General features: G+C 71.3%; 12 protein-coding genes and 1 pseudogene. 7 read left to right on the top strand and 6 right to left on the bottom strand.

All coding sequences use genetic code 11. The annotated features are described in order from the left end of the window. Positions 1-36: 36 nt before the first annotated feature. The 3 genes from thrS to HII36_RS09220 are packed head-to-tail and all read right to left on the bottom strand — an operon-like array spanning position 37 to position 3,576. On the bottom strand, positions 37-1,998 hold the full coding sequence (gene thrS / locus HII36_RS09230) for a threonine--tRNA ligase (protein ID WP_173522671.1): 1,962 nt from the start codon (positions 1,996-1,998) through the stop codon (positions 37-39). 42 nt (positions 1,999-2,040) lie between these two features. After that, the gene (locus tag HII36_RS09225; RefSeq protein WP_173522670.1) at positions 2,041-2,646 is read right to left on the bottom strand and encodes a glycoside hydrolase family 25 protein; all 606 of its coding nucleotides are present in this window, start codon (positions 2,644-2,646) and stop codon (positions 2,041-2,043) included. A 30-nt stretch (positions 2,647-2,676) separates the two neighbouring features. After that, a complete protein-coding gene (locus tag HII36_RS09220; protein ID WP_173522669.1) occupies positions 2,677-3,576 on the bottom strand; it encodes a TIGR03564 family F420-dependent LLM class oxidoreductase in 900 nt (299 codons plus the stop codon). Between the two features lie 96 nt (positions 3,577-3,672). Between HII36_RS09220 and pgm the strand changes: the two genes are divergently transcribed. Next, complete coding sequence (pgm, locus tag HII36_RS09215; protein ID WP_173522668.1) at positions 3,673-5,307, top strand: phosphoglucomutase (alpha-D-glucose-1,6-bisphosphate-dependent); 1,635 nt, start codon at positions 3,673-3,675, stop codon at positions 5,305-5,307. Between the two features lie 65 nt (positions 5,308-5,372). Further along, positions 5,373-6,194, top strand: a complete 822-nt coding sequence (locus HII36_RS09210) for an alpha/beta fold hydrolase (protein ID WP_217369323.1) — start codon at positions 5,373-5,375, stop codon at positions 6,192-6,194. 12 nt (positions 6,195-6,206) lie between these two features. On the opposite strand, the gene HII36_RS09205 is transcribed toward HII36_RS09210, so the two are convergent. Next, complete coding sequence (locus HII36_RS09205) at positions 6,207-6,908, bottom strand: DUF2786 domain-containing protein (RefSeq protein WP_173522666.1); 702 nt, start codon at positions 6,906-6,908, stop codon at positions 6,207-6,209. 52 nt (positions 6,909-6,960) lie between these two features. Next, a complete protein-coding gene (locus HII36_RS09200; RefSeq protein WP_173522665.1) occupies positions 6,961-8,199 on the bottom strand; it encodes a hypothetical protein in 1,239 nt (412 codons plus the stop codon). Between the two features lie 247 nt (positions 8,200-8,446). On the opposite strand from HII36_RS09200, the gene HII36_RS09195 reads away from it, so the two are divergent. The 4 genes and pseudogenes from HII36_RS09195 (at position 8,447) to HII36_RS09180 (ending at position 11,099) form a co-directional block, all read left to right on the top strand. Next, positions 8,447-8,719: a hypothetical protein gene (locus HII36_RS09195; protein WP_173522664.1), complete on the top strand. Its 273-nt coding sequence runs from the start codon at positions 8,447-8,449 to the stop codon at positions 8,717-8,719. Between the two features lie 129 nt (positions 8,720-8,848). Continuing rightward, entirely contained in the window at positions 8,849-10,018 is a 1,170-nt protein-coding gene (locus HII36_RS09190; protein WP_173522663.1) for a cytochrome P450, read from the top strand. A gap of 18 nt (positions 10,019-10,036) precedes the next feature. Then, on the top strand, positions 10,037-10,825 hold the full coding sequence (locus HII36_RS09185) for an HAD family hydrolase (protein WP_173522662.1): 789 nt from the start codon (positions 10,037-10,039) through the stop codon (positions 10,823-10,825). Beyond that, positions 10,822-11,099: pseudogene (locus tag HII36_RS09180) on the top strand (DUF4031 domain-containing protein). Before HII36_RS09185 ends, HII36_RS09180 begins: the two are co-directional and overlap by 4 nt. 41 nt (positions 11,100-11,140) lie before the next feature. Here HII36_RS09180 and HII36_RS09175 read toward each other — a convergent pair. Next, entirely contained in the window at positions 11,141-11,821 is a 681-nt protein-coding gene (locus HII36_RS09175; protein ID WP_328807651.1) for an HD domain-containing protein, read from the bottom strand. 228 nt (positions 11,822-12,049) lie between these two features. Between HII36_RS09175 and ddaH the strand changes: the two genes are divergently transcribed. Further along, positions 12,050-12,838, top strand: coding sequence for a dimethylargininase (ddaH, locus tag HII36_RS09170; protein WP_217369322.1), 789 nt, complete (start codon positions 12,050-12,052; stop codon positions 12,836-12,838). The last annotated feature ends 271 nt before the right edge of the window (positions 12,839-13,109 follow it).

Below are 13,109 nucleotides of genomic sequence, written 5' to 3'. Positions count from 1 at the left end.
GGGTGGCGGGAGCGCCGCCACCCGATGCGGATGCCGCTAGACCTGGACGCGCCGCTCGACCGCGCTGATGATCTCGGCGATGGCCTCCTCGACCGGGACGCCGTTCTTCTGCTCGCCGTTGCGGAAGCGGAAGGAGACCGCGCCGTTGGCGATGTCGTCGTCGCCGGCCAGCAGCATGAACGGCACCTTCTGCTTCTGCGCGTTGCGGATCTTCTTCTGCATGCGGTCGTCGGCCGCGTCGACCTCGACCCTGATGCCGCGCTCACGCAGCTTCTTGGCCACGTCCTGCAGGTACGGCACGTGCGCGTCGGCGATCGGGATGCCGACGACCTGCACCGGGGCCAGCCACGGAGGGAAGGCGCCGGCGTAGTGCTCGACCAGGATGCCGAAGAAGCGCTCGACCGAGCCGAACAGCGCCCGGTGGATCATGACGGGCTGCTTGCGGGTGCCGTCGGCGGCCTGGTATTCGAGCTCGAACAGCTCGGGCAGGTTGAAGTCGAGCTGGATGGTGGACATCTGCCAGGTGCGGCCGATGGCGTCGCGCACCTGCACGGAGATCTTCGGCCCGTAGAAGGCGGCGCCGCCCGGGTCCATGACCAGGTGCAGGTTCTCCGACTCGGCCACCTCGCGCAGCGTCTGGGTGGCCTCCTCCCAGACCTCGTCGGAGCCGACGAACTTCTCCGGGTCCTTGGTGGACAGCTCCAGGTAGAAGTCGTCGAGCCCGTAGTCGCGCAGCAGGTCGAGCACGAAGCGCAGCAGCGAGGTCAGCTCGTCGCGCATCTCCTCGCGGGTGCAGTAGATGTGCGCGTCGTCCTGGGTCAGGCCGCGCACCCGGGTCAGGCCGTGCACCACGCCGGACTTCTCGTAGCGGTAGACGGTGCCGAACTCGAACAGCCGCAGCGGCAGCTCGCGGTAGGAGCGCCCGCGCGCCCGGAAGATCAGGTTGTGCATCGGGCAGTTCATCGGCTTGAGGTAGTAGCGCGCGCCCTCGAGCTCCATGGGCGGGAACATGCCGTCCCGGTACCAGTCGAGGTGGCCCGAGACCTGGTACAGCTTCTCCTTGGTGATGTGCGGCGTGTTGACGAACTCGTAGGCCGCCTCCTCGTGCTTGCGCCGCGAGTAGTCCTCCATCACCTTGCGGATGACGCCGCCCTTGGGGTGGAAGACGGCCAGGCCGGAGCCCAGTTCGTCGGGGAAGGAGAACAGGTCGAGCTCGGCGCCCAGCTTGCGGTGGTCGCGCTTCTCGGCCTCCTCCAGCAGCTTGAGGTATTCGTCCTGCTTGTCGCGCGACTCCCAGGCGGTGCCGTAGATGCGCTGCAGCTGCGGGTTCTTCTCGCTGCCGCGCCAGTACGCGCCGCCGGAGCGCATGAGCTTGAACGCCGGGATCGACCGGGTGGAGGGCACGTGCGGGCCGCGGCACAGGTCCTTCCAGCACAGCTCGCCGGTCTTGGCGTCGAGGTTGTCGTAGATCGTCAGCTGCCCGGCGCCGACCTCGACCGACTCCTCCTCGGCCGCGCCGCCCTTGAGCCCGATCAGCTCCAGCTTGTACGGCTCGCCGGCCAGCTCCTCGCGGGCCTCGTCGTCGGTGACGGCCCGGCGGGAGAACAGCTGGCCCTGCTTGACGATCTCGCGCATGCGCTTCTCGATGCGCTTGAGGTCGTCGGGGTGGAAGGACTGCTCGACGTCGAAGTCGTAGTAGAAGCCGTTCTCGACCGGCGGGCCGATGCCCAGCTTGGCCTCGGGGAACAGCTCCTGCACCGCCTGCGCCATGACGTGCGCGGTGGAGTGGCGGACGATGGCCCTGCCGTCTTCGCTGGAGACCTCGATGGGCTCGACCACGTCGTCCTGGACGAGCGGGTGGGCCAGGTCGCGCGGCTCGCCGTTGACCCGGGCCGCGACCACGGTGCGGCCGTCGGCCTCCAGCGCCTCACCGGCCGTCGTGCCGGCCGCGACCACACGCTCGGCTCCGGCGAGGGTGATGCGTAGCTCGGCTGACACGGTGTCTCCCTTGGATAGCTCCTGCGATGGTGAACACCGATGCTATCGCGGGTGATGCCCCAGCCTGGTCAGCTCCTGCCTGCTGCCGTGGAAGACGTTGCGGTCGACGGGTTTCTGCGCGTACTGGTGGATCGTCCACCCCTGCCATGGCCTGGGCACCAGCGGCAGGCCGCGCGGTTTCTCCGGGCAGGCGATCCACAGCGGGTACTCCGACAGCCCGGCGCAGTGCCCGTTCTGGGCGAAGGACGGGAAGGTGTAGACGAAGGGCCGCACCCGGCCGTGCCGCTCGACGTGGCGGCACCAGCGGCGGGCGTAGCGGGCGACCTGCGCGGGGCGCAGGCCGTCGTTGGTCTCCAGGTCGAGCGCGACGAGGTCGCCGCGGCGCAGCCCGCCGGCCGCCTCGACGGTGCGCAGGAAGAAGCGCGCGTGCTCGACCGGGTCGCCCTTCGGCCGGGCGAAGTGGTAGGCGCCGCAGACGAGCCAGCTCTCGCGCATGCCGTTCCAGTTGCGGGCGAACCATTTGTCGCGGTAGTCGCCGCCCTCGGTGGCCTTGGCGAAGGCGAAGGCGACCCCGCCGTCGGCGTGGTCCGCCCAGTCGACGGAGCCCTGCCAGTTCGACACGTCGATGCCCTGCAGCAAGCGCTTCACCTTGTCGGAGTTTATTGAGAAGTCTCCTGATCAGGCCTTCGACGCGCCGATCAGCAACGCTCTGGTGCGCTCCCCGTTGGCGTAGACGGAGGCCACGAAGTCGGTCACGCCGGCCTGCCTGACCTCCTCCAGCCGGGCCAGCACGGTGTCCTCGTCGCCGACGATGGCGATGTCGCCCGGGCCCTTCGCGCCCTCCCTGTCCAGCATGGCGCGGTACGACGGGAGCCGTCCGTACACCGAGAAGACCTCGTTGGCGCGGGCGACGGCGCCTTCCGGGTCGTCGGTGACGCAGATGGGCAGCGCGCAGACGATGCGCGGCGCGCCGCGCCCGGCCCGTTCCGCGGCGGCGGTGATGGTCGGGGCGACGTGGGCGGCGACCGTCCTGGGCCCGGTCATCCAGAGCACGGTGCCGTCGGCGACGGTGCCGGCCAGTTCGAGCATGCGCGGGCCGAGCGCCGCCACCAGCACCGGGAAGCCCGCGCCCGGGGTGGTGAGCCTGATGTTGGCCTTGAGCGTCTCGCCGCTCCGCTCGACCTGCTCGCCGCGACCGGCCGGCAGCAGGATGTCCAGGTACTCCTTCATGTGGCGGTACGGCTTGTCGAAGCTGTAGCCGAACATGTCCTCGATGACGACCTTGTGCGACAGGCCGATGCCGAGCGCCAGCCGCCCGCCGAGCGCGGCGTTGGCCGTCATGGCCTGCTGGGCGAGCGCGGCCGGGTGGCGCGGGTAGGTGGGCACGACCGCGGTGCCCAGCTCGATGTCCGGCACGCCGGACCCCGCCACGGCCAGCGCGGTGATCGCGTCGAGGCCGAAGATGTGCGACAGCCAGGCGGAGGAGAAGCCGTCGTCCCTGGCCCTGGCGATCTCGTCGCGGAGCCCGCCGATCGGGTCAGTGCCCGGGCGCTCGCTGAGGAAGTATCCGAAACGCATGAAACCGAACTCCATTCTGGAGGCTGACGCGACTGTATCTTCCCACCCGCCGCCCGGTCACCCGCTTTCCCGCACCCGATTTGTAAAGTGAGCCGTATGAGCCACGAACGCGCAGGACAGCCCGCTCAGCCCGCTGATCTGGTCGACGTCGCCAAGCTGGTGACCTCCTATTACGCGCTGCATCCCGACCCCGCCGAGGTGGCGCAGCGGGTGGCGTTCGGCACCTCGGGGCACCGCGGCTCCTCCCTGAACACGGCCTTCAACGAGGACCACATCGTGGCCACGAGTCAGGCCATCTGTGAATACCGGCAGGGGCAGGGCACCGACGGCCCGCTGTTCCTGGGCATCGACACGCACGCGCTGTCGGAGCCGGCGCGGGTGTCGGCGCTGGAGGTGTTCGCGGCCAACGGGGTGCAGGTGCTCATCGACACGCGCGACGGCTACACGCCCACGCCCGCGGTCTCGCACGCGATCCTCACCCACAACAGGGATCGCACGTCCGGGCTGGCCGACGGCGTGGTGGTCACGCCGTCGCACAACCCGCCGGCCGACGGCGGCTTCAAGTACAACCCGCCGCACGGCGGGCCCGCCGACACCGACGCCACCACCTGGATCCAGGACCGCGCCAACCGGCTGCTGGCCGACGGGCTGTCCAGCGTGCGCCGGGTCACCTACCGCGAGGCGCTGAAGCTGGCCGCCCGCTACGACTTCCTCGGCACCTACGTCAACGACCTGCCGCGGGTGGTGGACCTGGAGGCCATCAGGTCGGCCGGGGTGCGCATCGGCGCCGACCCGCTGGGCGGGGCCAGCGTGGCGTACTGGCAGGAGATCGCCGACCGCTGCCGGCTCGACCTGACCGTGGTGAACCCGCTGGTCGACCCGACCTGGCGGTTCATGACGCTCGACTGGGACGGCAAGATCCGGATGGACTGCTCGTCGCCGTACGCGATGGCCTCGCTGATCGACCAGCGCGACAAGTACGACATCGCCACCGGCAACGACGCCGACGCCGACAGGCACGGCGTCGTGACCCCCGACGGCGGCCTGCTCAACCCCAACCACTACCTCGCGGTGGCCATCTCCTACCTGTACGCCCACCGCGACGGCTGGCCGAAGGACGCCGGCGTCGGCAAGACCATGGTCAGCAGCTCGATCATCGACCGGGTGGCCGAGTCGCTGGGCCGGCGGCTGTACGAGGTGCCCGTCGGGTTCAAGTGGTTCGTGCCCGGGCTGCTCGACGGCTCGCTCGGCTTCGGCGGCGAGGAGAGCGCCGGGGCCTCGTTCCTGGCCCGCGACGGCTCGCGCTGGTCCACCGACAAGGACGGCATCATCCTGGCCCTGCTCGCCTCGGAGATCCAGGCCGTCACCGGCAAGTCGCCGAGCGAGCTCTACCGCGAGCTGACCGCCAAGTACGGCGAGCCCGCCTACGCCCGGGTCGACGCGCCCGCCACGCGCGAGCAGAAGGCCGTGCTGGCCAAGCTGTCCGCCGACCAGGTGACCGCCTCGACGCTGGCCGGTGAGTCGATCGTCTCGGTGCTGACCTCGGCGCCCGGCAACGGCGCGGCGCTGGGCGGGGTCAAGGTCGTCACCGAGCACGCGTGGTTCGCGGCCCGGCCGTCCGGCACCGAGGACGTGTACAAGATCTACGCCGAGTCCTTCAACGGACCCGACCACCTGGCGCGGGTCCAGGAGGAGGCCAAGGGGTTGGTCTCGGCGGCGCTGGGGGCCTAACCTCGCCCGGACGAGGGCTTTGACACCCCTCGCCGCGTTCGTACCAGCCCTGAGGAGAGATGATCGTGACCGACCAGAGCCCCGCGGCGCCGCAGACCGGGTACGCGCAGGTCAACGACCTGCGGATGTACTACGAGATCCACGGCACGGGCGACGGCGTCCCGCTGCTGCTGCTGCACGGCGGGCTGTTCAACATCGACCTGCAGTTCGGCGCGCTGATCCCGGGCCTGGCCGCGACCCGCCAGGTCATCGCCGCCGACTTCCAGGGGCACGGGCGCACCAACGACGCCGACCGGCCGCTGACCACCGCCGGCCTGGCCGCCGACGTCGTCGGCCTGCTGAAGCACCTGGGCGTGCCGCAGGCGGACGTCTTCGGCTTCAGCGTCGGCGGCGCCGTGGCCCTGCACCTGGCGATCCGGCACCCGGAACTGGTGCGCAAGGCGATCGTCTCCTCGGTGTCGTTCCACCCGCGCGGTGACCGGCCGGAGAACTCCGAGGCGGTGGGCGAGATGACCGTCGACATGATCGCCGGCACGCCGATGGAGGCGGAATACCTGGCCAAGTCGCCGCATCCGGAGCGGCTGCAGACCCTGCTCGACAAGCTCGGCGGCTACGACCCCGGCTTCACCGGCTGGTCCGACGACGACATCAGGGGCATCGCCGCGCCGACGCTGATCACGGTGGGCGACTGCGACGCGGTCCGGCTGGAGCACGCGGTGGAGTTCCTGCGGCTGCGCGGCGGCGACGTCAACGGCGACTTCGTCGGCGTGCCGGTCTCGCAGCTCGCGGTGTTCCCCGGCACCACGCACTTCACCGGGCTCGCCCGTACCGATCTGGTGCACGACGTCGTCCAGGCCTTCCTGGACGCCCCGATGCCCGACGCCTGATCCGCCGGGTCGTCAGTCCCCGGCGGGCCCGGTCAGGGTCCGCCGGGAGTGCGGGACCGAGGGACGGTCGAGGTCGGCGCGGCGGCCGGCGGCCACGCCCGCCAGGTAGCCGGTCCCGCTGGTGCGCGGGACCGTCATGCGCACGCGCGGGTAGTGTGCCGCGACCGCGCGTTCCACCTCGGCCTGCCGGTCGGCGAGCACCAGGGCGGTGCCCGTGCCGGGAGAGGCGGCGGCCGCGGCCGACTCGGCCTCAGACAGCAGCCGGTACACCTCGTCGGCGAAGCCCAGCAGCCAAGACCGCCGGTACGCCCGCACCGCCGACACCCCGGGCGGCGGCTGCGTGCGTGCCAGGCCCGAGGCCATCTGGAGCAGGAGCGAGGTGGCCAGGACGTCGGCGCGCTCGAGATCCTGGCGGAAGCCGAAGATGTGCACCCGGTGGCCGTCCGCGGCCCTGCCGAGCAGCAGCGGACGGCAGCGCACGGCCCGCGCGACGAGGCCGACCAGCCTGGCCTTCTCCCTGGCCCAGGGGTTGGGCAGGGTGACGACGCGGTCGCCGGGCCGGTGCCGCTGACCGTCCTGGGGCAGCGATTCCAGTCCGTACTTGGCCATCAGGGCCGAGGCGGCGGCCAGGAAGGTGTCGCGTTCGTGCGGGTTGTCGGTGCCTTCGGCCTTGGCCAGGAGTTTCCTGACGCGGTCGAGTGTGCGCTCGCTCAAACCCTGCTCCCCCGGGATCCCGTCTGAGAGCCGCCCCGGCTTGTCCGGCGGGTCAGGACTTCGTCAGCACGCGCCCATCGTCGGCGATGGCCGGGAAGGCGCCGGTGTCGACGATGCCGTGCTGCTGGTACAGCGCCTCGATCAGCGCGTGCGCCTGCGGCTCCAGCTTCCACAGAGCACGATACTCGCGGGCGCTGGCCAGCGAGATCCCGATCTCCTGGGCGATGTCGACCGTCCTGGGCACGATGCCCTTGGCGATCTGCCGGTCCCAGAACACCCGGGCCGCCCGCATGAGGGCCGCGCGCTGGGCGGTGTCGACGACCTGCGGGGTGGTGTCGAGCACCTCGAAGTCCTCGTCCTCGTCGTGGACGAGTTCCACCAGCGCGGGCGGCAGCGCCGGGCGGGCGGGCACCGGGTGGTGGTCGGCCTCGGGCTCCCACGGGACGCGCGGGTCGGCGTCGATGAGCGCGGTGGTGTTGTAGAGCGCGGCGATCTGGGCGAGCAGGGCTTCCTGGCGTGCCGGGTCGACGGCCAGCCCGGTGTGCTCGACGGCCTGGTCCATGGCCTTGTCCAGCTTGGCCAGGGCGGCGCGCATCTTGCGGTCGGGCGCGCCGGCCTCGCGCAGGGCCTTGGCCCGCTTGGCGGCCAGGGCGACGCGGGTGAGCCTGCGGTGCGCGTCGACCTCGCTCGCGGTGCGGTCGCTGACCTCGGCCAGGCCCAGCCTGACCAGCAGCCGTTCGGGGGTCAGCCGCCAGTTGATGCGTCCGGTGCCCCTGATGCGGTGGCGTTCGATGGCCATGCCGCGTTCCCACAGCCAGGCGGCGACGAGCGGCGCGGCCAGTCGGAAGATCGCCTCGGGCAGGCTGCGCGCGTCCATGCTGGACAGGACGGCGGTCAGGCACGTGAGCGCCCACACGGCGATGCCGTCGATGCCGGCGGAGAAGTTCTCGCGCATGTTGCGGCGTGCCCGCACGGCGGAGGTGATGATCGCGACCTCGATGAACGCGAACAGCAGCAGCCGCAGCGGGCCGTCGAGCCCGAGCACGTCCCCGGAGAACCGCCACATGCCCTGGGCGGAGACGCCGGTGGCGATGGAGGCGGCGACGACCGTGAGCACGTCTTCGACCGGTCGCGGCGCCACGTAGCGCTTGAACAGCCAGGCGCCGACCCGCCACGCGACGCGCAGCGCCAGGAGTGCCAGGACCAGCCCGGCCAGGCCCAGTAACGCGATGACAGCGGTAGCGAGCGGCTTTTCGGTGACGAAGGCAGCTATTTCCTCAAATGTCGGCATCAGTCACTATCCGTGAGGCTCAACTCCGGCTTGTATACGGACGAGATCATCGCAGACTGTCGCCCCCTTGTACGCCAAACGCCGTCGTTTCCCCTCTCTCACACGGGTTCCTGTCCGTCACGGTGAGCACACGCGGCAGGGCCCGCCCGGCGGGCCGTCATCCGCCCGGCAGCAGGTTGTGACTGGTCCGCGCCTGGTCCACACAGGGCCCGCGGCGCACAATGGAGCCGCCTGAAGAGGAGGATCCGTGAGCAAGCGATCGCGCAGGCGCCGCGCTCTGCCCAGTGGGGCTCCCAGCTGGCCGCCCGGCTTCGGACCCGGCGAGCCGCACGGCCCCGATGACGACGACTTCCCCTTCGACGATCCGCCCGGCGGCGGGGAGGGCGGGGTGCGCGAGCCGCGCCGCCCCAAGACGCCGCCGCCGTCGCTGGTCGAGCGGGCCCCGCTGCCCGAGCCGCCGGTCCGGGTGCGCGACGTGTCGGCGCCCTCGCCCGAGGAGGTCACCCGGACTCCCGTATAGGCTGGTCGACCCCGAGTCGAGGCCAAATCTCGTCCTTTCGGAGGGCACGATCCCACCCATCCGGATGGGACCATCTATCGAGGGATTTATCCCAACATCGTGTGATGTATCCCAGCAGGACGGATTTCGATGTCAGACTCAGAGTTCCCGCTCGTGCAGTTCATGCGCGAGGGCTTCGACCCGGTGGGGGAGCTCGCGCGCATCCGCGCCGAGCACCCCGTCCACCCGATGGAGATCCCCGGCGGCCAGACCGTGTTCCTGGTCACCCGCTGGGAGGACGTGCGCGGTGTCCTGGGCGACCACGAACGCTTCAGCAACGACTTCGCCGGCATCATCGGCCTGGGGTCGAACCAGGACGACCCGGGCGGCCTGGGCTTCCGTGACCCGCCCGAGCACACCCGGCTGCGCAAGTACCTGACGCCCGAGTTCACCATGCGCCGACTGCGCAGGCTGGAGCCGCGCATCGAGGCGATGGTCGAGGAGTACCTCGACAAGATGGAGGCCAGGGGCGGCGTCGTCGACCTGGTGGAGGCGTTCGCGCTGCCCATCCCGTCGCTGGTGGTGTGCGAGCTGCTGGGCGTCCCGTACGACGATCGCGCCGACTTCCTCAAGCTCAGCACCGACCGCTTCGACTTCACCGCCGGGCCCGAGGCCTCGCTGCAGGCGATCAACGACGCGATGGCGTACATGACGGACCTGGTCGCCCGCGAGCGCCTGAACCCCGGCGACGGGCTGCTCGGCCAGCTCCTGCGCGAGCACGGCGACGACCTCGACGACCGCACCCTGGCCAGCATGGCCGACGGCCTGCTGACCGGCGGCCACGACACGAGCACCAGCATGCTCGCGCTCGGCACGCTGTGGCTGCTGCGCAACCCCGAGGTGGCCGCGAAGGTCCGCGAGGTGGACGGCTACGTCAACGACGTGGTCGAGGAGCTGCTGCGCTACATGACCGTCGTGCAGGTGGCCTTCCCCCGCTTCGCCCGCGAGGACCTGGAGCTGCACGGCCACCAGATCAAGAAGGGCGAGATGGTGCTGTGCTCGCTGGCCGGCGCCAACCGCGACCCCTCACTCGGCCCCGACATGGACGAGGTCAAGCCCGGCCGCGAGACCGCAGGCTCGCACCTGGCCTTCGGCCACGGCATCCACCGCTGCATCGGCGCGCCGCTGGCCCAGATGGAGATGCGCATCGCCTTCCCGGCCCTGCTGCGCCGCTTCCCGGACCTGCACGTGGCGGGCGAGGTGCCGTTCAGGGAGCTGGCCATCGTCTACGGCGTCAAGGAACTACCCGTCGCCTGGTAGAGCGGATACGTTCGTGGAGTGGACGAGCCTGTCATCGACCTGACCGCGATCAGCGCCGTCGTGTTCGACACCGACGGCGTGGTCACCGACACCGCTCGGGGGCACGCGGCCGCCTGGAAACACGTGTTCGACGCGTTCCTGCGCGGCCGCTCGGCGCCGTTCGACATCCGCGACGACTACCTGCGTCACGTGGACGGACGGCCGCGTCTCGACGGCATCAGGACCTTCCTGGCCTCGCGGGGCATCACCCTGCCCGAGGGCGGGGCCGACGACGAGCCCGGTGCGCCGACCGTGCACGGGCTCGGCCTGGCCAAGGACCGGGTCTTCATGTCACAGGTGGACGAATACGGCGTGGCCGCGTTCCCGTCCACCGTGGCGCTGCTGCACGAGCTGCGCCACCGCGGGGCGCGTACGGCGGCGGTGTCCGCGAGCCTGCACGGGCGCAGGCTGGTGGGCTCCGCGGGCGTGATGCACCTGTTCGACCTGCTGGTCGACGGCAACGACGCGGCGCTGATGAACCTGCCTGGCAAGCCCGATCCCGCGCTGTTCCTGGAGGCGGCACGCCGCCTGTCGGTGCCCGCCGGCCGGGTCGGCCTGGTGGAGGCCGCGCTGCCGGGCATCGAGGCGGCAAGGAAGGGCGGCTTCGGCCTGGTGATCGCGGTCCACCGGCCGGACGGCTTCGGCGAGACCGCGGGCCCCGAACCCGCCGGCGGGGCGGCCGAGCTGAGCGAGCACGGCGCCGACCTGGTGTTGTCCGACCTGGGTGAGCTGAGCGTGCGGGGCAGGGTCCTACCCTTGACCTCGTGACGGTTCTCATCGACCCCCCGAACTGGCCGGGTCCGCGCGGCCTGATGTGGTCGCACCTGGTCAGCGACAGCTCGCTGGAGGAGCTGCACGCGTTCGCGGTGCGGCTGGGGGTGCCCGAGCGGGCGTTCGACCGTGACCACTACGACGTGCCCGAGACGGTGCACGCGCGGGCGGTGGAGCTGGGCGCGCGCAGGCGGTCAGCTCGCGCGAGCTGCTGCGCCGCCTCATAGCCGGCGGCCTGCGCCACCGCAAACGCCACCGCCTCAGCCGCTAGAACCTGAGCCACCCGTCAGCCGTTCGGGCCCGGGCGGGCCGTCAGGTGGTCGTCAGGCGGTCGAGTTCGGCGGTCAGGTTGGCGCGGGCCCGCGACTCCCACAGGTCCCGGCCGCGCTCGGTGCGGTACAGCCGGGGCGTGGCCAGCAGCCGGGCGAGCACCTCGGCCCGGCCCTTGGCGAACAGATCGTCCGGCACGTGCGCGTATTCCGCGCGGATGTTCGCCGCGTAGACGTCGTAGCCGGGGCGGCCGAGCACCGACAGGTCGGCGTCGCACAGGACGGCGCCGTTGGAGTCGTCCTCGGCCACCCGGTCGTGCGCGGCGGTCAGCCGGACGAGCCTGGCCACCTCGGCCACCCGCGCCACCGGCACGCCGCACCTGGGCAGGCGGGACTGCGCGAGCTGGGCGCTGCGTTCCTCGTCCCATCCCGGCCTGCCGTCGTAGACGGCGTCGTGGAACCAGGCGGCCAGGCGTACCGCGTCGGGGTCGGCGGCGACGTCGGCGAGCAGGTCGACGGCGGCGAGCACGGCGGCCAGGTGCGCCGGATCGTGGTAGCGGCGGTGCGGCTCGGCCCAGCGGGCACGCAGCTCGGCGCCGACGGCCCGGGCCGCGGGAGAGTCGCCCGCGAGCGCGGGCCAGTCGTCGATCACCCGCTCACGGTACTCCGGGGGCGCGCCGACGCGTTCCCGCGCAGGCGCCCCGAGCGGGACGTGCTCACGCACATCGGCAACACCGTCAGGACGCCGTGCGGCCCGGTCGAGCTGATCATCCCCGGCGGCGGTGCGGCGGTGCTGCGGCGGGCGTGGTGAAGGGCGTCAACGTACCTGCCGTCGGTGGTGCCGCTGGGCGGGGTGGCCGACCTGGTACGCCTGAGCGAACGACCGGCCGGGGCGGGCCGGTCACCGGTGATGGTTTCGACTGACCCGGGCTGAGCTGGGCAAACACTTCCCATGCAGCATTACCTGATGTGCCCGCCCACGTACTTCGAGCTCGACCCGTCCAACCCGTGGACTCCCCCGCACGCCACCCTCGACCGCGACCGCGCCAAGCGGGAGTGGGAGACGCTGCGGGCCGCCTACGAGGACGCGGGCCACCGGGTGTCGCTGCTCGAACCCCGGCCCGAGCTGACCCAGATGGTCTTCTCGGGCAACGGGGCGTTCCTGGTCGGCGACCAGGTGATGCTGGCCAGGTTCCACAGCCCCGACCGCGAGGGCGAGGTCGCCGTGCACCGCGCCTGGTTCGAGTCGCACGGCTACGACCGCGTGTTCACCCCCGACGTCACCAACGAGGGCGAGGGCGACTTCTTCCTGACCGAGCGGTTCATCCTGGCCGGCACCGGATTTCGCACCGAGCACGAGGCGCACCTGGTCGCGCAGGACCACTTCGGCGTCCCGGTGATCTCACTGCGGCTGGTCGACGAACGTTTCTACCATCTCGACACCGCGCTGTTCGTCCTCGACAACCGGACCATCGCCTATTACCCGCCGGCGTTCTCCGAAGGCAGCAGGCGGGTGCTGGAACGGCTGTTTCCCGACGCGCTGATAGCCGATGAGCAGGACGCGTTCGCGCTCGGCCTGAACTGCGTCTCGGACGGAACGCACGTGTTCGTCCAGCACGAGGCGGAAAACCTGCGCCGCGAACTCGCCGGGCGCGGATACCGTCCGGTGCCGATCGACATGACGGAGTTCCGCAAGGCGGGCGGCGCGCCGAAATGCTGCACGATGCGGCTGTATCGCTGAGCCCGCCGGCCATTCACCTGTCCGCGGGAAAGAAACCCGGTTTTCGTTGTACGGATCCGGGGCGTCGCCGGGTCGAATCACAGACCGAACGGCTATCAGGGGTACGAAATGGCGCCGGGTCAGGCCCGTGGCACGCACGCCGGGAGCATGCTGGGGGTTCTCCCCAGCGTCTTGTCCACCTGGAGTCGCGCCATGGGTTACCCTCCTCAGTCGCCGGACCCGTACGGGCCACCGCGGGAGCGCGGGCCCTACGGATCGAACGCCCCGCGGC

The sequence above is a fragment of the Nonomuraea antri genome (assembly GCF_013283785.1).
In the GTDB taxonomy this organism is placed as follows: domain Bacteria; phylum Actinomycetota; class Actinomycetes; order Streptosporangiales; family Streptosporangiaceae; genus Nonomuraea; species Nonomuraea antri.
The sequence above is the reverse complement of the archived record's forward strand: the minus strand, read 5'-3'. Positions and strand labels throughout refer to the sequence as shown.

Coding starts and splice junctions, on each gene's coding strand:
- pgm (WP_173522668.1), top strand. CDS start 3,673: ATGAGCCACGAACGCGCAGGACAGCCCGCTCAGCCCGCTGATCTGGTC.
- HII36_RS09200 (WP_173522665.1), bottom strand. CDS start 8,199: ATGCCGACATTTGAGGAAATAGCTGCCTTCGTCACCGAAAAGCCGCTC.
- ddaH (WP_217369322.1), top strand. CDS start 12,050: ATGCAGCATTACCTGATGTGCCCGCCCACGTACTTCGAGCTCGACCCG.
- HII36_RS09190 (WP_173522663.1), top strand. CDS start 8,849: ATGTCAGACTCAGAGTTCCCGCTCGTGCAGTTCATGCGCGAGGGCTTC.
- HII36_RS09220 (WP_173522669.1), bottom strand. CDS start 3,576: ATGCGTTTCGGATACTTCCTCAGCGAGCGCCCGGGCACTGACCCGATC.